A 17,281-nucleotide genomic window follows, 5' to 3' on the forward strand; every position below is an offset into this window, starting at 1 on the left:
CTGTTATTGCCCCCCACAAACCCGAGGTAAAGGCATGCTGAAACAACGCATCGAGATGCGCGATCACAGTGCCGAGGGCAATCTGTTCTTCCGGCGCACCCTGGTAGCCTACATCGGCATCGTCGTGCTGATGCTGGTGCTGCTGGGCAATCTCTATTATCTGCAGGTCGAGTCCTACGACACCTACCAGACGCGTTCCAACTCCAACCGCATCCGGGTAGTGCCGGTGGCGCCACCCCGGGGTCTCATCTACGACACCAACGGCGTGCTGCTGGCGGAGAACCGCCCGGTCTACAGTCTGGAAATCGTCCCGGAAGAGACTAGGGATCTTGAAAAAACCGCTGACCAGCTGATCGCCCTGCTGGGGCTGCCGGAAGGCACCAAAGAGAAGTTTCTGACCGAGGTGAAACGCCAACGTCGCTTCAAGCCGGTCCCTCTCTACGAAAAGCTGACCGAATATCAGGTGGCACTCTTCTCGGTCAACCAGCACAACTATCCGGGAGCCAGTATCGAGGCTTACCTCAAGCGCTACTACCCGTTTGGCGACACCCTGACCCATGCGCTGGGTTATGTGGCCAAGATCAACACCCGCGACGTGGAGCGTCTCGAAAAAGAGGACAAACTCGCCAACTATGCCGCCACCAAGGATATCGGCAAGCAGGGGGTGGAGAAGTATTACGAGGATGAGCTGCACGGGGTGGCGGGTTATCAGGAGGTCGAGGTCAACAACCGCGGCCGGATTGTCCGCACCCTCAAGTTCCAGCCTCCGGTTCCGGGCAAGGATATCTACCTCAATATCGACGTCCGGATGCAGCTCAAGGCCCAGCAACTGCTGGCCGGCCAGCGTGGTGCCATCGTGATGATGAACCCGAAAACCGGTGCCATCCTGGCGCTGGAGTCGAGCCCGAGCTATGACCCCAACCTGTTCGTGACAGGCATATCCAGCTCCAACTACTCGGCACTGCTCAACGATCCGGCACGGCCGCTGGTGAACCGTACCACTCAGGGGATCTATGCCCCCGCCTCCACCGTCAAACCCATGATGTCCATCATGGGCCTCAACGAGGGGGCCATTACCCCGGGCTACCGCTATTTCGGCGGCCCGAGCTTCTCCATTCCCGGCACCACCAAGAAGTTCCGTGACTGGCGCCGCTGGGGCCACGGCTGGCTCGATGTCTATCGCGCCATCGAGGTCTCGGCCGATACCTACTTCTACGATCTCGCCTATCGGGTCGGTATCGACAAGATCCACAGCTATATGACCAAGTTCGGTTTCGGTCAGTACACTGGCGTCGATCTCTATGAAGAGACCAAGGGCGTCATGCCGTCTCGCGACTGGAAGATGGCCCGCTGGCGCCAGCCCTGGTATCAGGGTGACACCATCTCGGTCGGTATCGGTCAGGGCTACTGGAGCGCGACACCGCTCCAGCTGGCCAAGGCGATCAGCATCCTGACCCAAAACGGCCACGACGTGACGCCGCACTTGCTCAAGAGCACCGCTTCGCAGGCGGGGGTGGTCGATGCCCCGGTCAACCCCAACATCGCCCTCAAGCTCAAGAGCGACAGCTACTGGAAAGTAGCCCAGGACGGCATGTGGCGCGTCAACCATGGCAGTGAAGGCAGTGGCCGTCATGCATTTGCAAAGGCCCCCTACTCGTCAGGTGGTAAATCAGGCACTGCGCAGGTAGTCGGTTTGAAGGAAAATCAGGTCTACAACATCAAGACCGTCAAGGCGGAACATCGCGATAACGCCCTGTTCGTTGCCTATGCCCCCTTTGAGGCGCCCAAAGCGGTCGTCGCACTGGTGCTGGAAAACTCCATTGGTGGTGGTGGTGGCCGGGCTGCATCGCCCATTGCACGCCAGATGCTGGATGCCTATCTGCTGCCCCCAGATCCGCAACTGCCACCGGCACCGGAAAAGCCGTCCCAACCGAGTGAGGTCGCCCCCCATGAGTAATTCAGCCCGCCAGCAGAGTATCTGGTACAAGCTGCATATCGACCTGCCCCTGCTGCTCGGTCTGTTGGCCGTTGTTGCTCTCTCCATGGTGGTGCTCTACTCAGCGTCAGGCCAGGATATGGACTCCATCGTGCGCCAACTGGTGCGCGGCGGCCTCGCCTTTGCCCTGATGATCGGCATGGCCCAGCTCCCTCCCTCCCTCTACGCCCGCTGGTCGGTGCCGCTGTTCGCCGTGGTGGTGCTGATGCTGATTGCGGTAGACGTGTTCGGCCATATCGGCAAGGGAGCCCAGCGCTGGCTCGATCTCGGCTTTATGAAGTTCCAGCCCTCCGAAGTGATGAAGCTCTCCATGCCCATCATGGTGGCGGCCTGGCTCAGCCGCCACTCGCTGCCCCCCAAGTTCAGCCATGTGGTGATCGCTCTCATCATGGTGCTGCTGCCCACCCTGCTGATCGCCGCCCAGCCGGACCTTGGCACCTCCATTCTGGTGGCCGCCTCCGGCTTCTTCGTGATCTTTCTGGCGGGGCTCAGCTGGTGGCTGATCGGTCTGGCGGTACTGCTGCTGCTTGCCTTTATGCCGGTGCTCTGGTTCTTCCTGATGCACGACTACCAGCGTCAGCGGGTGCTGATGCTGCTCGACCCAGAGAAGGATCCGCTCGGCCGCGGCTACCACATCATCCAATCCAAGATTGCCATCGGCTCCGGTGGCGTCTTCGGCAAGGGGTGGCTGCAAGGGACCCAGTCCCAGCTGGAGTTCTTGCCCGAGCGCCACACCGACTTCATCTTCGCGGTATTTAGCGAGGAGTTCGGTCTGGTGGGGGTTGCCCTGCTGCTGGTGCTCTATCTCTATGTCATCAGCCGCTGTCTGTTTATCTCGATGCAGGCCCAGAACAGCTTCGAGCGACTGCTGGGCGGCGCCATCACCCTCACCTTCTTCGTCTATGTGTTCGTCAACATGGGCATGGTGAGCGGCATCCTGCCGGTGGTGGGGGTGCCCCTGCCGCTGGTGAGCTATGGCGGCACCTCCATGGTGACCCTGATGGCCGGCTTTGGCATACTGATGTCCATCCAGACTCATAGAAGGCTGCTGGCCTGATGAGACGGGTTGGATTGCTGCTCTCGCTAGCCACCATCATGGCGACCGCCGCCGTGGCGCCGGATCGGTTGGCCCTGCTCGCCGACCAGCAGCAGGTGCCGCTGGCGGAGCTGCAAGCTGCCGTCGCCCGCGCCCAGTTACGGCAGGAGGTGCTCGACACCATCAGCAAGCCGTGGGAGGCCAAACCCTGGCATCGCTACCGGCCGCTGTTTGTTACCCCAGATCGCATCCGTGACGGCCAGCAGTTCTGGCAGCAACATGCCGAGACACTGACCCGCGCGGAGCAGACCTATCGGGTGCCCGCCTCGCTCATCGTGGCCATCATAGGGGTCGAGACCTTCTACGGTCGCCAGATGGGCCGTCATCCGGTGCTCGATAGCCTCTACACCCTGGGGTTCCACTACCCGGAGCGCAGCGACTTCTTTGCCAAGGAGTTTGCCCAGCTGGTGGTGCTGGCCAAAGAGGAAGGGTGGCAACTCGATGCCCTCAAGGGCTCCTATGCCGGCGCCATGGGGATGGGGCAGTTCATGCCCTCCAGCTACCGCCACTATGCCGTCGATTTTGACGGGGATGGCAAGCGGGATCTGTTTGCCAACCCGGTCGATGCCATCGGCAGCGTGGCCAACTATTTTGCCAGCCACCAGTGGCGCTGGGGCGAATCCGTGGTGGAACCAGCCCAGATCGGGCTAATGGCGGTCGAACCTTTGCTGAGATCTGAGCCCGAGCTCACACAACAGTGGTCAGAACTGGCGGCGGCAGGGATTGAGCTCGCCACGCCGCTGGCCCCGCAGACGCCGGTCAAGTTGCTGGCGCTTGCCCAAGCCGATGGACCGGAATACTGGGTCGCACGGCATAACTTTTACGTGATCACCCGCTACAATCGCAGCCCACTCTACGCGATGGCGGTGTATCAACTTAGCCAAGCTATTCAGGAAGCGTATGCATCTTCGTCACAAACTCCTCCCGCTCAGTCTGAGCTTGTTGCTGGCCGCCTGTAGCAGCCAGCCGGAACAGAGCGCCCCTGTCGAGCCGCCTGCACCGGTCAGCAAGCCACCCGTTATCGAGATCCCGCAAGCCACCGGCGCCATCCCACGCCCGGAGCCCCTGAGCGCGAGCGGCAACCGGGACTACTGGATTGGCAAACAGAAAAACGAGGTGTGGCGCGATATCAAGCACTATAGCGAAGAGGGTTCCGCCAGCTGGCTGTCACCGGATCTGGATGGCCAGAATACCGCCAACGGCGATGTGCTGGACAGCAAGCTGTTCAGCGCCGCCCATCGCAACCTGCCCATCCCGAGCTATGTGCGGGTCACCAATCTGGACAACGGGCTGGAGACCATAGTACGAGTCAACGATCGCGGCCCTTTCAACAGCCCTCACCTGATCGACCTCTCCTATGCGGCGGCCAAGCAGCTGGAGATGGTCGATAGCGGCACAGCTCGCGTTCGACTGGAGCTGATCAACGACACCCCGGACCAGATGGTGATCATGGAACCGATGAAGCCCATCGAGATGACCCCGACCACCCCGCCAGCAACGGCATCCAACACAGTGGCGCAAGATGGCTTCCTGGGTGAACCGACCGCCCTGGCGATGGCGACCCCCGCCGCCGAACCCGCTCCCGTCAAGGCGCCCGCGACCACGCCCGCCAAAGCGGCACCTGTCAAGCCAGCTCCCGCCAAGACCGCAGCTCCTGCCAGCAGCGGTGATGGCAAGATGATCCAGGTACTGGCCAGCGGCTCCCGGGATCGGGCCGAGGCGATGGGCAAGGTGATGACCCAGCGCCATGGTGTGCCCTACCGGATTGAAGCCCATGGCGCCATCTTCCGGGTCTTGATCGGCCCGGTGGAGGCGGATAAACAAGCCGCACTGCTGGAAAAAGTACGGCAAGGGGGACTGGAACAGGCCTTTATCGTACCCTGATCCCTCCTCTGACAGCGGCGGTGACCAATCTCCCGGCCCCGCCATCACGTCGCTTTATGGCGTGATGGCAGGGATTGATGGATAAAAAACCAGTCATGATCGCCATGTCGGACTATAACCTGCGGGCGCATCTGGTATAGTTAGGCCCGCATTTTATCCCCATCTGGCTCGCAGGAATTTCAAGATGTCCAAATTTGCCCGTTCAGTTCTTCTGGCCTCACTGATCAGCGTAACCGCTCAGGCCAATACGCCGGTGCCGACACCCACGCCGAACGCCAACCCAGTGGTGGTTCCCGCCGCGCCGGAGATCTCCGCCAAGGCCCATATCCTGATCGACTACTACTCCGGTCAGGTGCTGGCCGAGCAGAACGCCGACGAGCGTCTGCCCCCTGCCAGCCTGACCAAGATGATGACCTCCTACATCGTTGGCGACGAGCTGCACAAGGGGAACATCAAGGGCACCGACATGGTGACCATCAGCCAGAACGCCTGGTCCAAGAACTACTCAGACTCCTCCAAGATGTTTATCGAGGTGGGCAAGCAGGTCTCTGTCGATGACCTGAACAAGGGCATCATCATCCAGTCCGGCAACGATGCCTGCGTCGCCATGGCCGAACATCTGGCCGGCAGTACCGACTCCTTCGCCAGCCTGATGAATGCCTGGGCCGCCAAGCTCGGCATGAAGGACACCCAGTTCAAGAACCCCCACGGTCTGGATGAAGAGGGTCACTACAGTACAGCCCGTGATATGGCCCGCCTGGGTCAGGCACTGATCCATGATCAGCCGGAGGAGTACAAGATCTACTCCCAGAAATCCTTCGTCTTCAACGGTATCACCCAGCACAACCGCAACCGCCTGCTGTGGGATCAATCCCTGCAAGTGGATGGCATCAAGACCGGCCACGTCAGCCAGGTCGGCTATAACCTGGTCTCCTCTGCCACCAACAACGAAGGCATGCGCCTGATCGCCGTGGTACTGGGCGCCAGCAGCGAAGCCTCCCGCGCCGCCGAGAGCAAGAAACTGCTCACCTACGGCTTCCGCTTCTTCCAGAGCCTGACTCCGTACAAGGCAGGCACCGAGCTGGTCACCCAGAAGATCTGGATGGGCGACAAATCTGAAGTGAAACTGGGCGTCGACAAGGATGTCTCCGTGCTGGTCACCCGCGGTCAGGGCAACAACCTCAAGGCAGACTTCCAGCTCGACAGCGAGCTGAAAGCCCCGTTGGCCAAGGGTCAACGCGTTGGTACCGTGTTCCTGAAGCAGGGTGACAAAGAGATCAAGCAGGTACCGCTGGTCGCTCTGGAAGAGGTGCAGGAAGGTGGCTTGATGAGCCGTCTGTGGGACTACCTGGTACTGCTGGTCACCAGCTGGTTCAAGTAATCCGACGCACAATCCTCACCAAACAGCGGCGCCAACAGGCGCCGCTGCTGTCTGCGCCGGACAATGGCAGTGAATAACCCTGTAAACTGCAGGTTCCGCCTTACCCTGATTTGTGGTAAAAAGCAGCACTTCCATCCTTGTCTGACCGCTCCCGGCCTTGATCCCGGAGTGTGCGGCGCCCATATAGGGTTTAGCCGCCCCCATACAGACTTGAAATGGCGGCCTCCACGGGCCATCGGCCACTAGCCATCCAAGATGAAGTCATCATGCTGATGACGAAAAAGGTGAGTAAATGAATACCAAGTTTGATGAACTGCTGGAGTTTCCCTGCAAATTCCCGTTCAAGGTACTCGGCATCGCGGATCCTGCGTTGCCGGATATGGTGGTTGAAGTGCTGCAGCAGCACGCTCCGGGTACCTACAGCCCGACCGTCCAGCCAAGCTCCAAGGGGAACTACCACTCGGTTCGCGTGACCGTGACAGCCCAGAGCAAAGAGCACATCGAAGCGATGTACACTGCGCTTGGCAAGATCGAGCTGGTGAAATACGTACTGTAATTTCTCTCTCGCCCCGTTCTGCGGGGCGACTGTTTTTGGCCGCAGCACGCCACGAGGACACCATGTCATCCCAGATCCCCGCTCAGCACAGCCTGATAGTCAGGCAGCTGGGTCGCCGCCCCTACCAGCCGGTATGGGACGCCATGAAAGCCTTCACCGACAACCGCACCAGCGACACCCCGGACGAGTTCTGGGTGGTCGAACATGACCCCGTCTACACCCAGGGCCAGGCCGGCAAGGCCGAACACCTGCTCAATCCGGGCAATATCCCGGTGGTGCAGAGCGATCGCGGCGGTCAGGTGACCTATCACGGCCCGGGCCAGCTGGTACTCTACGTCCTGGTGGATGTCCGCCGCTGCAAATTCTCGGTGCGCGAGCTGGTGACCGCGCTGGAAACAGCCATCATCAACACCTTGGCCAAAAGCAATATCCAGGCCTATGCCAAGGCAGATGCCCCCGGGGTCTATGTGAAAAATGACCTTGGCATGGAGGCCAAACTGGCCTCGCTGGGACTGCGCATCCGCAAGGGTTGCTCGTTCCACGGGCTGGCCCTCAACATCAACATGGACATGACCCCCTTCCTGCACATCAATCCGTGCGGCTATGCGGGCATGGCCATGACCCAGACCAGCGCCCTGGGCGGCCCGCAGAGCGTGGCCGAGGCGCAATCCATTCTGGTGGCCGAACTGGCCAGCCTGATTGGCTATCAGACAATAACAAACACCGAGAGTGAATCATGAGCAAACCCGTTCGTATGGAGCCGGGCGTCAAGCTGCGCGATGGCGACAAGATGGCCCTGATCCCGGTGAAATTCATGCCGGATCCCAACGAAGAAATCCTTCGCAAGCCGGACTGGATGCGGATCAAACTCCCCCCTTCCAGCCAGAAGATCGAACACATCAAGAGCACCTTGCGCAAGAACAAGCTGCACTCGGTCTGTGAAGAGGCTTCCTGCCCCAACCTGGCGGAGTGTTTCAACCACGGCACGGCCACCTTCATGATCATGGGCGCGATCTGCACCCGTCGCTGCCCCTTCTGCGACGTGGCCCACGGCCGCCCGCTGGCACTCGATCCGGAAGAACCGAAGAAGCTGGCGCTGACCATCAAGGAGATGAACCTCAAGTATGTGGTGATCACCTCGGTGGACCGCGACGATCTGCGCGACGGCGGTGCCCAGCACTTCGCCGACTGCATCCGCGAGATCCGCGAGCACAGCCCGCAGACCCGCATCGAGATCCTGACCCCGGACTTCCGTGGCCGGATGGAGCAGGCCCTTGAGGTGTTCCGCGAAACGCCGCCGGACGTCTTCAACCACAACCTGGAAACTGCGCCGCGCATGTATCGCGTCGCTCGCCCGGGTGCCGACTACAAGTGGTCGCTGGAGCTGCTGCGCCGTATCAAGGAGATGCACCCCCATGTACCGACCAAGTCCGGTCTGATGATGGGCCTTGGCGAGACCAACGAAGAGATCGTCGAGGTGCTCAAGGATCTACGCGCTCACGGCGTCAACATGCTGACCCTGGGTCAGTATCTGCAGCCAAGCCGCCACCACCTGCCGGTCAAGCGCTACGTGCCGCCAGCAGAGTTTGACGAGCTGAAAGATGTCGCCATGGAGCTGGGCTTTACCCACGCCGCCTGCGGTCCTTTCGTGCGCTCCTCCTATCACGCGGATCTGCAAGCCAAGGGCGAAGAGGTCAAGTAACCTCGCACGATAGAGCGGCCAGTAACCGCCACCCTCGCAATGAAAAAGAGCGCCTATTGGCGCTCTTTCTGTTGGTATCACTGACCGTTGCAGCTTGATCTACTCATCAGCCGTGGTCGAAGACCCCCTGCTGATGCCAGCGTTGCAACTGGGCCAACACCCGGGTCTCTCGCGCCGTCCACTGGGGACAGGGCCCCGCCAGCTGGGTCTTGTTGGTCTGCAGCGCTTCGTCGAGGCCAAACCAGCCGGGCACGAAGCCAAGGCGGATCTCGTAGGGCTGTGGCTGTGGCTCCACCAGTTGATCACCAATCCGGCACAAGTAGTACAGCGAGCGGATGCAGTAGGCATCGAACCCCGGCTCGCGGGCGGCGCGGTATTCCCGGGTCTCGCCAAGCAGGGTCCCTACTTCCAGCAACTCGGCACCGCACTCCTCCTTCAGCTCGCGGGCCAGCGCCACATGGTGGTTTTCCCCCGCTTCAACGCCGCCGCCAGGAAACATCAGATCACCGTTGACCCGGGAGTGGACCAGCAGCAACTCGTCGCCACGGAGTACTACGGCACGTACCGTAAGGCGTTCCAGGGTATGGCCATCGGTGATCACCTCGCCATGGACAAACGAGAGGGAAAAAGGTGCGGGCCAGCAGCTGGCCGGGGATAGTGCAATCATCAGAGCCTCAGTGCCGATAGCTGCCATGTTTCAGTTGATCGACTATTTCAGCCGCTCGCACGTCGTAGGCATCCTGATCTGTTTTGCTCAGGGTGTGATAAATACCAAAACGCCTGGCAGAGACCTCTGGCGCATCCTGAAAAGACTCACTCACCTTGCCCCACAGATAGGCCAGCCCGTACTGCTTCTGGCCCATATAGAGGGTGCTGAGGGAGGTGAGCAGGCGGCTGTTTATCTTGTCACCTTCCCGATAGAGGGAGAGGCCGTGATGCATGATGGAAATAGCTTTCTCGGGGTCGCTCTTGGCGTAGGCTCCGCCAAGGGCCAGCTGAAGTTCCGGTTCGTCGAGCACCTTGTTACCTTCCAGCGCCATAAACTGCTGACGGGCCAGCTCGTTGGTGTTGTTGGTCCAGTGCCAGAGCAGCAAGTAGGGATCCTGCGAGTTGCGGGTGGCCACATCGAGCTGGGCCAACTGTTCGCCAGCCGCCAGCATCCCCTCCACCCGTGGGCTCTTCTGCTCGCGGGCATTCTTATACTCGATGTTGGTAGAGCGCTCGGCACACTTAAGATAGCGCTCAAGGTTGCGCATCAGCTCGTACTTGCGCCGATCCGTTCCCTCCTCCTTGAGATAGAAGCGGCTGCGGATCACATCGGTACGCTCGTAGCGACACCAGCCATCGTCCACCAGATCCTGACAGAGCTCGGCATGGTTGCTGCAGATATTGTGGATCCGATCGTCATTGCAGCCAGCTACGGCAAGGCCGACTGAAAGCATGATGAAGGTCTGTCGCAGGGGGAAATTGGCCATGATTCACATCTTGTTGGTAACGCGGGTTGGTAACAACTGAAGCCTCTGTCGGCCACCACCGGCTAGCAAACCGGTTACATATCCATTACAATGCGCGCGCCATATAAGGCCGCGATTGCAGAATAATATAACGAAATATAGACCCCTACACTGATCTGCATTCGACGAATTTTCTATTTACACCAACAACGTGAAATAAAGGATCTGGTCAATGACCCACGAGCACTACTTGCAAGCGTGGCAGGAGAGCCAGGAGCTCGCCGAAGCCATGCAACCCTTGATTGGTCGCCTCTACCGACAACAAGGGGTCGAGATCACCCTCTACGGCCGCCCACTGCAAAACGCCTCCACCATCGATATCCTCAAGGCCCACCGGGTCGTCCGCCGCCACCAGGGCGCTCCCCTCCCCATCCAGCAAAGCTTCCCCCTTCTTCAGGCCATCGTTGCCCTCAAACCCACCGCTGCCGAGGTAGACCTTGGCAAGCTGGCAGTCGGCTACTGGCAGGATCATCAGGATGAGGCGGGGATCGAGGACTATCTGCAAGCGCGACTGGCACCGGCCCTTGGCCGCAACCAGATGCCGCAGCCGACCGACGTGGTGCTCTACGGCTTTGGCCGTATCGGCCGCCTGCTGGCCCGCCTGCTGATCGAGCGTACCGGCGCCGCCAATCCGCTGCGCCTGCGCGCCATCGTGGTACGCGGTGGTCGCGACGGGGATCTGGAAAAACGCGCCAGCCTGCTGCGCCGCGACTCGGTACACGGTCCCTTCAATGGCTCCATCGAGGTGGATGTGGAGCGCAGCGCCATCATCGCCAACGGCACCTTCATTCAGGTGATCTACGCCAATAGCCCGGCTGACATCGACTACACAGCTTACGGCATTCACGATGCGCTGATCGTCGACAACACCGGGGTCTGGCGCGATGAGGCTGGCCTCTCCGAGCACCTGAAAGCGCGCGGTGCTGGCAAGGTGCTGCTGACCGCCCCCGGCAAGGGGGAGATGAAGAACGTGGTGTTCGGGGTCAACCATGAGGTGATAGGCCCGGATGACAAGATCATCTCCGCCGCCTCCTGCACCACCAACGCCATCACCCCGGTGCTCAAGGTGATGCAGGAGCAGTACGGCATCCGCCACGGCCACGTGGAGACGGTCCACTCCTACACCAACGATCAGAACCTCATCGACAACTATCACAAGGGGGAGCGGCGCGGTCGCAGCGCGGCCCTCAATATGGTGATGACCAGCACCGGCGCCGCCAAGGCGGTGACCAAGGCGCTGCCGGAACTCAAGGGCAAGCTGACCGGCAACGCCATCCGGGTGCCCACACCCAATGTCTCGCTGGCCATCATCAACCTGTCGCTGGAGCAGGCCACCGATCGGGAGAGCCTCAACGCCTATCTGCAGCAGATGGCGTTAAGCTCGGCCCTCCATCGCCAGATCGACTTCAGCGCCAGCACCGAGCTGGTCTCTTCCGACATGGTGGGTTCCCGTTATGCGGGCATCGTCGACTCCCAGGCGACCATCGCCGAGGGGGATCATTGTGTGCTCTACGTATGGTATGACAACGAGTTCGGGTACAGTTGTCAGGTAGTGCGGGTGATGGAGCAGATGGCTGGCGTAGTCCGCCAGGATCTGCCTGCATAGACCGATAGAGTCTACCTGCATGACCCGTCAGATCCCGCAGTTTATGGCTCAATAGTTCAAGGAGAAGGCCGGATGTCGTTTCAACAGGGTGAGTTTTTGCAAGCAATCAGGCAGATGCCCGAAGAGGTGTACGAGCGGCTCAAGACCGCAGTCGAGCTGGGCAAGTGGCCCGATGGCAAGCCCCTCACCGACGAGCAGAAGGCCACCTCCCTGCAAGCCGTGATGGCCTGGCAGGCGATGCACCTCGACAATCCCGAGCACATGAACATCGGCCGTGACGGCGAGATTGTGATGAAGAGCAAGAGCGAGCTCAAGCGTCAGTATCGCGATGAGGAAGAGATAGTGCGGGTCGACCTCAACCACTGAGCCTGACCCGGCAGGCCGCTCGTGGCGGCCACAACAGAGAGGGGAGCCATGATGGCTCCCCTCTTTTTTCCTATCGATGCCGGGTGACTCATCCCCCTCATCCCCAACCCTTCTCCCGCCAGGGGGAGAAGGGAGCAGGCTCGCACCTGCGAACAGTGAACGGGCCACCTGCCAACGCTCTTCATGGCAAGCCTTGCGGCCAACCGCACCTCGAGCTATCCCCTCTCCCGCCGGGAGAGGGTTAGGGTGAGGGCCGCATCGCTTAGGGAGTCAGCTCCCCGCGCAGGGACTGCTGCATCAGCTCGCGAATGCGGTGGGATGGCAAGTCTTGGCTCAGCAGGAAGTGCAGCTTGGTGAGTGCAGCTTCAGCGGTCATGTCAAAGCCCGAGATCACCCCAGCCCGCGACAGGGCGTTGCCGGTGGCATAGCCCCCCATATTGACCTTGCCGTGCAGGCACTGGCTCAGGTTGACGATGATGACGCCGCGGGCCGAAGCCTCGGAGAGCAGCGCCAGCATGGCCGGGTTTTGCGGCGCATTGCCGACCCCGAATGACAGCAGGATCAGCGCCTTCACCGGCTGTTGCAGGATGTTGGCGATCACCTCGCTGGAGATCCCCGGATAGAGGGTCACCACGCCGATGGGCTGGGGGGTGATGTCGTGCAGCACCAGCGGCCGCTCGGAGGGCACGCCCAGCTCGCCCGCCTCCAGCGAGATGGCGATCCCGGCATTGAGCAGCGGCGGATAGTTGGGGGAGTCGAAGGCGTGGAAGCCGTCTGCATGCACCTTCTTGCTGCGGTTGCCGCGATAGAGCTGGTTGTTGAAGAACAGCGTCACCTCGTGGATCGGGTAGTTGGCCGCGATATAGAGGGCGTTGAGCAGATTCTGCTGACCGTCGGAGCGCAACTCGGCCAACGGGATCTGGGAGCCGGTGATGATGACCGGCTTGTGCAGATCTTCCAGCATGAAGGAGAGCGCCGAGGCGGTGAACGACATGGTGTCGGTGCCGTGCAGGATCACGAAACCATCGTATTTCTCGTAGTTGTCGCGAATATCCTCGGCGATGCGCTGCCAATCCGCCGGGGTCATGTCGGAGGAGTCGATGAGGGGCGCATATTCGTGGATATGGTAATCCGGCATCTCGGGGCGGTGGAACTCGGGCATCCGCGCCAGACAGTCTTCCATAAAGCCCGCCATCGGCACGTAGCCGTGATCGGAACGCTGCATCCCAATGGTGCCGCCTGTGTAGGCAATGTAGATAGACTTCTTCACACCCTCTCCTCTTGATGAAGTGAACACCGCCGGAACATGAACCATGTCGGGGTGAACCACAATGTCAACGCCCGCCAGCGCCTCTGCGTGCAGCGGAAACCGGCGAATTATAGAGACTGGCGCCCCAAATGACAGCCGTTCCATGCACCCTTTTCGGCTTTTCTGCCCTCTACCTACATAGTGCTAAATGTCACAATAAACCACTAAAACGAGCATTAATACGACAAAGATGGAATTAAACGATGCTTTTTGCTACAATCCGCCGGATTTTACTAAAATCTCATCTGGATGCCTGAGCATTTCAGGCCCGCACAAGCCCCATCTTTCCTGGGGCGGGGAGATGTTTCCCCTTCTTTGTTGGCGCATGAGCCACACTGTTTTCATCCCGGCTGAATCTGTAAGTCTTTTGCTATGAAAGACACAGCCAATCAACATGGGAGTACTGAATGTTACAACTTGATTCCTACGCAACGCTGGTCGCTGCCACTCTGGTATTGCTGCTTGGCCGGGTGTTGGTTACCCGAGTCGGGCTGCTGCGTACCTTCAACATCCCCAAACCGGTAGCCGGCGGCCTGGTGGTCGCGCTGGTACTGCTGCTGCTGCGCTCCACCCTGCAGATGGAGCTGCAATTTGATACCAGCCTGCAAACCCCGCTGATGCTGGCCTTCTTCGCCTCCATCGGTCTCTCCGCCGATCTCGCCAGCCTGAAACGCGGCGGCAAGGCGGTGGTTACCTTCCTGATGGTGGTCACCGGCCTGCTGCTGGTGCAGAACAGTCTGGGTGTCGGTCTGGCGACCCTGCTCGGTCTGGATCCCCATATGGGGCTGCTGGCCGGCTCCATCACTCTCTCCGGCGGCCACGGCACCGGGGCGGCCTGGAGTGCCACCTTCTCCGAGAAATACGGCGTGCAATCCGCTGCCGAACTCGCCATCGCCTGCGCCACCTTCGGTCTGGTGCTGGGCGGCCTGATCGGCGGCCCGGTGGCTCGCTATCTGGTGAAGAAAGTGCAGGTGCCCGGTGAGGAGCACAATCAGGATGAGGCCCCCCAGGGCTTCGAAATGCCAGATATGGAGCGCCCCCTCACCACTTTCAGCGTTATCGAAACGCTGGCATTGATAGCCATCAGCCTCAAGGGTGGCGAGCTGCTCTCGGCCTCTCTCAAAGGGGGCGCCTTCGAGCTGCCGATCTTTGTCTGCGTACTGTTTGTCGGCGTGCTGCTGCGCAACGTCCTGACCCTGCTGAACTGGCATGAGGTGAGCGATCGCGAGGTCTCCCTGCTGGGCAACGTCAGCCTGTCGCTGTTCCTCGCCATGGCACTGATGAGCCTGAAATTGTGGGATCTGGCCAGCCTGGCCCTGCCCATCTTCATTCTGCTGGCCGCCCAGACCGTGGCAATGGCGCTCTACGCCATCTTCGTCACCTTCCGGGTCATGGGCAGCAACTATGATGCAGCCGTGCTGGCGGCAGGTCACTGCGGCTTTGGCCTCGGGGCCACCCCGACCGCCATCGCCAACATGCAGGCCATCACCCAGCGCTTCGGTCCCTCCCACCTGGCGTTTCTGGTGGTGCCCATGGTGGGCGCCTTCTTTATCGACATCATCAACGCCATGGTGATCAAGCTGTTTATGGCGATGCCATTCCTGTAATTCCCTTTCCGTCAGACGTATATGATCAGAGCCCACCTTTCGGTGGGCTCTTTGTTTGTTATCGACTCGCCAGGTGACGCAGGCAGAGCCGGGGCTCGTATCCGCCACCAGGGTGACCCGCGAGCAACCCGGAATCCCTATATCCCGCACTTCCCCGAACAACAAAAAGCCCCGCACTCGACAGAGGGCGGGGCTTTTTTATCTCAGCCGGAACAGGCCGAGAGTTGCACCTTACAGGATAAAGGTCGACACCTGCTGGTTAAGGTCAGCTGCCCGTCCCTTGAGACTCTGGGCCTGATCCAGATCGCGCATGGCGGCGGCGGTGATCTCGTCACTCACATCCTTGATGGCGGTGGTGTTCTGGGTGATCTCGCCGGTCACCTGGGTCTGCTCCTCAGCGGCAGTGGCGATCTGGCCCGCCATGTCGGAGATGAGGGAGATGGCACTGGTGATCTCTTCCAGTGCGCGCACCGCCTGATCCGCATCCTGCACGCTGTTGTCCGCCAGCCCCTGACTGGTCTGCATCAGGCTCACCGCGCGGGCGGTGGTCTGTTGCAGGGTCTCGATGGTGGACTGGATCTGCTGGGTGGAGTCCTGAGTACGGCGAGACAGCACCCGCACCTCGTCAGCCACCACCGCAAAACCACGACCCTGCTCACCAGCACGGGCCGCTTCGATGGCCGCGTTCAACGCCAGCAGGTTGGTCTGCTCGGCAATCCCCTGAATGGTGGAGAGAATGCTGGTGATCGCCTGCGCGTGACGGCTCAGCTCGCCGATCACCTCGGTCGCCTGCCCCACCTCTTCAGCCAGACCATTGATGGACTGGCGGGTCTTGTTGACCAGCATCTTGCCCTGCTCACTGCTCTGGGCAGATTGCTGGGCAGCGGCGGCGGTGTTCTCGGCGTTGCCGGCGATCTCCATGGTGGCGCTCGCCATCTCGGTGACCGCAGTGGCGACCATGGTCACCTCCTGCTGCTGACGCTGCAGCTCGTCCACCGCGGCCTGGTTGGTCACCAGACTGCGCTCGGCATCGGCGTTCAACTCGTTGGCCAGCTGACGGATATTGCCGATCAGCTGATGCTGGCTGCCGACGAAACGGTTGAAGCTGTTGGCCAGTTGGCCCACTTCGTCGTTGGCGTCGATCTTGATGCGCTGGGTCAGATCGCCGTTACCATCGGCAATACGAGCCAGTGCCTGGGAGACCTTGGTGAGCGGGCCCAGCAGCATGCTGACCAGCCAGGAGATAGCGAGGATGCTACCCACCAGCACCAGCAGCGCCATGCCCAGCTGGGTCATCAGCAGGGAGGAGAGCGGCGCTTCCAGCGCGGCCTTGTCCAGCACCAGCACCAGTTCCCAATCCGTGTCGGGGATATCGGCCGCCCACAGCAGCTTGTCTCGACCTTCGTTGTCAAAATAAGCTGGCACCAGCTCTTTGCTCGACTTGCTCTGCTCGATCAGCGCGTTGGTCAGATCGTTGTCGATCTCGCTGGCCGGTTTCATCGCCTTGGCAGCATCCTTGTAGGCGATGATGGTGCCATCCTTGTGCATCATGATGGCGAAACCGTCGGCAGGCAGCTGCATCTTGGTCACGTCTTCCACCAGCGAGGCGATGGAGAGGTCACCACCGACGACGCCGCCAGAAACCGGCTGGGCAAGGGTCACCACCATGATGTTGTAAGCCACATCGAGATAGGGTTTGGTGACAATCAGGCCACCTTTGCTCATCGCCTCCTGATACCAGCCGCGGGAGCGCGGGTCGTAGCCATCGCGGTTGATGGAGGGATCGGAGTCATTCATCTTGCCGCTGCTCTCACCGAAATAGGTGAGCTGGAAACGGCCGGAAACTTGTGCCTGTTGCAAGGCATTGAGGGGGTCGGCACCGGCCTTGTTGCCGAGCGCCTGGATCACGTCGCGACGGGCGGCGAGCCAGTCGCTGACACGCTCGGCCTGCTGGGTACCCAGCCGTTGCAACTGCTCCTGGCTGCCTTGCAGCAACAGGGACTTCTGGCTGCTATAGCTCTGCCAGGAGAGCAACAAAATCACCAACGAAAGGGCGATCACCACTGACAACAGTATCTTCTGCTTGAGTGACAGGTTTTTCATCATGTGTTCTTCTTATTGAGGTGAGGAGCGGGTTTTTCCCTGAATTGCACAACACTACACGTAGTCATTAGCGACCCGAATGGCCAAAACTGAACCTGAAAATGGGTCTGCGGGCGATATTTTCTACCGAGGTGGAGAAAAGTGCACCAGAAATTGACGGC

At 60.5% G+C, this 17,281-nt stretch carries 15 protein-coding genes; 11 read left to right on the forward strand and 4 right to left on the reverse strand.

Features of this window, described 5'->3' with window-relative positions; genetic code table 11:
• Positions 1-34: 34 nt before the first annotated feature.
• The 8 genes from mrdA (at position 35) to lipA (ending at position 8,615) form a co-directional block, all read left to right on the forward strand.
• Positions 35-1,957 (forward strand): penicillin-binding protein 2, encoded by a 1,923-nt coding sequence (mrdA, locus tag G5229_RS06345; RefSeq protein WP_421208811.1) that lies wholly within the window; start codon positions 35-37, stop codon positions 1,955-1,957.
• Positions 1,950-3,053 (forward strand): rod shape-determining protein RodA, encoded by a 1,104-nt coding sequence (gene rodA, locus G5229_RS06350; protein WP_421208812.1) that lies wholly within the window; start codon positions 1,950-1,952, stop codon positions 3,051-3,053. The genes mrdA and rodA overlap by 8 nt, the downstream gene beginning before the upstream one ends.
• The gene (mltB, locus tag G5229_RS06355) at positions 3,053-4,051 is read left to right on the forward strand and encodes a lytic murein transglycosylase B (RefSeq protein WP_421208813.1); all 999 of its coding nucleotides are present in this window, start codon (positions 3,053-3,055) and stop codon (positions 4,049-4,051) included. The genes rodA and mltB overlap by 1 nt, the downstream gene beginning before the upstream one ends.
• Complete coding sequence (locus G5229_RS06360; protein ID WP_421208814.1) at positions 3,993-4,976, forward strand: septal ring lytic transglycosylase RlpA family protein; 984 nt, start codon at positions 3,993-3,995, stop codon at positions 4,974-4,976. Before mltB ends, G5229_RS06360 begins: the two co-directional genes overlap by 59 nt.
• Before the next feature lie 184 nt (positions 4,977-5,160).
• Entirely contained in the window at positions 5,161-6,357 is a 1,197-nt protein-coding gene (locus G5229_RS06365) for a D-alanyl-D-alanine carboxypeptidase family protein (protein WP_216953014.1), read from the forward strand.
• Between the two features lie 292 nt (positions 6,358-6,649).
• The gene (gene ybeD / locus G5229_RS06370; protein ID WP_005348100.1) at positions 6,650-6,913 is read left to right on the forward strand and encodes a DUF493 family protein YbeD; all 264 of its coding nucleotides are present in this window, start codon (positions 6,650-6,652) and stop codon (positions 6,911-6,913) included.
• Between the two features lie 62 nt (positions 6,914-6,975).
• Positions 6,976-7,653 (forward strand): lipoyl(octanoyl) transferase LipB, encoded by a 678-nt coding sequence (lipB, locus tag G5229_RS06375; protein WP_216953013.1) that lies wholly within the window; start codon positions 6,976-6,978, stop codon positions 7,651-7,653.
• On the forward strand, positions 7,650-8,615 hold the full coding sequence (gene lipA, locus G5229_RS06380; RefSeq protein ID WP_139740976.1) for a lipoyl synthase: 966 nt from the start codon (positions 7,650-7,652) through the stop codon (positions 8,613-8,615). Before lipB ends, lipA begins: the two co-directional genes overlap by 4 nt.
• Positions 8,616-8,721: 106 nt before the next feature.
• On the opposite strand, the gene G5229_RS06385 is transcribed toward lipA, so the two are convergent.
• Both G5229_RS06385 and G5229_RS06390 read right to left on the reverse strand, forming a co-directional pair.
• Positions 8,722-9,282, reverse strand: a complete 561-nt coding sequence (locus G5229_RS06385; protein WP_227342061.1) for an NUDIX domain-containing protein — start codon at positions 9,280-9,282, stop codon at positions 8,722-8,724.
• 7 nt (positions 9,283-9,289) lie between these two features.
• Positions 9,290-10,090: a DUF2989 domain-containing protein gene (locus tag G5229_RS06390; RefSeq protein WP_227342060.1), complete on the reverse strand. Its 801-nt coding sequence runs from the start codon at positions 10,088-10,090 to the stop codon at positions 9,290-9,292.
• A 211-nt stretch (positions 10,091-10,301) separates the two neighbouring features.
• Between G5229_RS06390 and G5229_RS06395 the strand changes: the two genes are divergently transcribed.
• On the forward strand, positions 10,302-11,735 hold the full coding sequence (locus G5229_RS06395; protein WP_421205092.1) for a glyceraldehyde-3-phosphate dehydrogenase: 1,434 nt from the start codon (positions 10,302-10,304) through the stop codon (positions 11,733-11,735).
• A gap of 72 nt (positions 11,736-11,807) precedes the next feature.
• On the forward strand, positions 11,808-12,101 hold the full coding sequence (locus G5229_RS06400) for a YeaC family protein (RefSeq protein ID WP_005335194.1): 294 nt from the start codon (positions 11,808-11,810) through the stop codon (positions 12,099-12,101).
• A gap of 262 nt (positions 12,102-12,363) precedes the next feature.
• Here the strand turns inward: G5229_RS06400 and ansA are convergent, their stop codons facing one another.
• A complete protein-coding gene (ansA, locus tag G5229_RS06405; protein ID WP_005335195.1) occupies positions 12,364-13,371 on the reverse strand; it encodes an asparaginase in 1,008 nt (335 codons plus the stop codon).
• A gap of 446 nt (positions 13,372-13,817) precedes the next feature.
• Between ansA and gltS the strand changes: the two genes are divergently transcribed.
• Positions 13,818-15,017 (forward strand): sodium/glutamate symporter, encoded by a 1,200-nt coding sequence (gene gltS, locus G5229_RS06410; RefSeq protein WP_108614086.1) that lies wholly within the window; start codon positions 13,818-13,820, stop codon positions 15,015-15,017.
• 231 nt (positions 15,018-15,248) lie between these two features.
• Here the strand turns inward: gltS and G5229_RS06415 are convergent, their stop codons facing one another.
• A complete protein-coding gene (locus G5229_RS06415) occupies positions 15,249-17,120 on the reverse strand; it encodes a methyl-accepting chemotaxis protein (RefSeq protein ID WP_319920118.1) in 1,872 nt (623 codons plus the stop codon).
• Positions 17,121-17,281: the final 161 nt, after the last annotated feature.

The organism is Aeromonas sp. 602396 (assembly GCF_049173735.1).
Classification (GTDB): Bacteria; Pseudomonadota; Gammaproteobacteria; order Enterobacterales; family Aeromonadaceae; genus Aeromonas; species Aeromonas veronii_A.

Bases quoted from the DNA above. Each gene is read 5' to 3' on its own strand.
- mrdA (WP_421208811.1), top strand. From the start codon at position 35: ATGCTGAAACAACGCATCGAGATGCGCGATCACAGTGCCGAGGGCAAT.
- rodA (WP_421208812.1), top strand. From the start codon at position 1,950: ATGAGTAATTCAGCCCGCCAGCAGAGTATCTGGTACAAGCTGCATATC.
- mltB (WP_421208813.1), top strand. From the start codon at position 3,053: ATGAGACGGGTTGGATTGCTGCTCTCGCTAGCCACCATCATGGCGACC.
- G5229_RS06360 (WP_421208814.1), top strand. From the start codon at position 3,993: ATGCATCTTCGTCACAAACTCCTCCCGCTCAGTCTGAGCTTGTTGCTG.
- G5229_RS06365 (WP_216953014.1), top strand. From the start codon at position 5,161: ATGTCCAAATTTGCCCGTTCAGTTCTTCTGGCCTCACTGATCAGCGTA.
- ybeD (WP_005348100.1), top strand. From the start codon at position 6,650: ATGAATACCAAGTTTGATGAACTGCTGGAGTTTCCCTGCAAATTCCCG.
- lipB (WP_216953013.1), top strand. From the start codon at position 6,976: ATGTCATCCCAGATCCCCGCTCAGCACAGCCTGATAGTCAGGCAGCTG.
- lipA (WP_139740976.1), top strand. From the start codon at position 7,650: ATGAGCAAACCCGTTCGTATGGAGCCGGGCGTCAAGCTGCGCGATGGC.
- G5229_RS06385 (WP_227342061.1), bottom strand. From the start codon at position 9,282: ATGATTGCACTATCCCCGGCCAGCTGCTGGCCCGCACCTTTTTCCCTC.
- G5229_RS06390 (WP_227342060.1), bottom strand. From the start codon at position 10,090: ATGGCCAATTTCCCCCTGCGACAGACCTTCATCATGCTTTCAGTCGGC.
- G5229_RS06395 (WP_421205092.1), top strand. From the start codon at position 10,302: ATGACCCACGAGCACTACTTGCAAGCGTGGCAGGAGAGCCAGGAGCTC.
- G5229_RS06400 (WP_005335194.1), top strand. From the start codon at position 11,808: ATGTCGTTTCAACAGGGTGAGTTTTTGCAAGCAATCAGGCAGATGCCC.
- gltS (WP_108614086.1), top strand. From the start codon at position 13,818: ATGTTACAACTTGATTCCTACGCAACGCTGGTCGCTGCCACTCTGGTA.
- G5229_RS06415 (WP_319920118.1), bottom strand. From the start codon at position 17,120: ATGAAAAACCTGTCACTCAAGCAGAAGATACTGTTGTCAGTGGTGATC.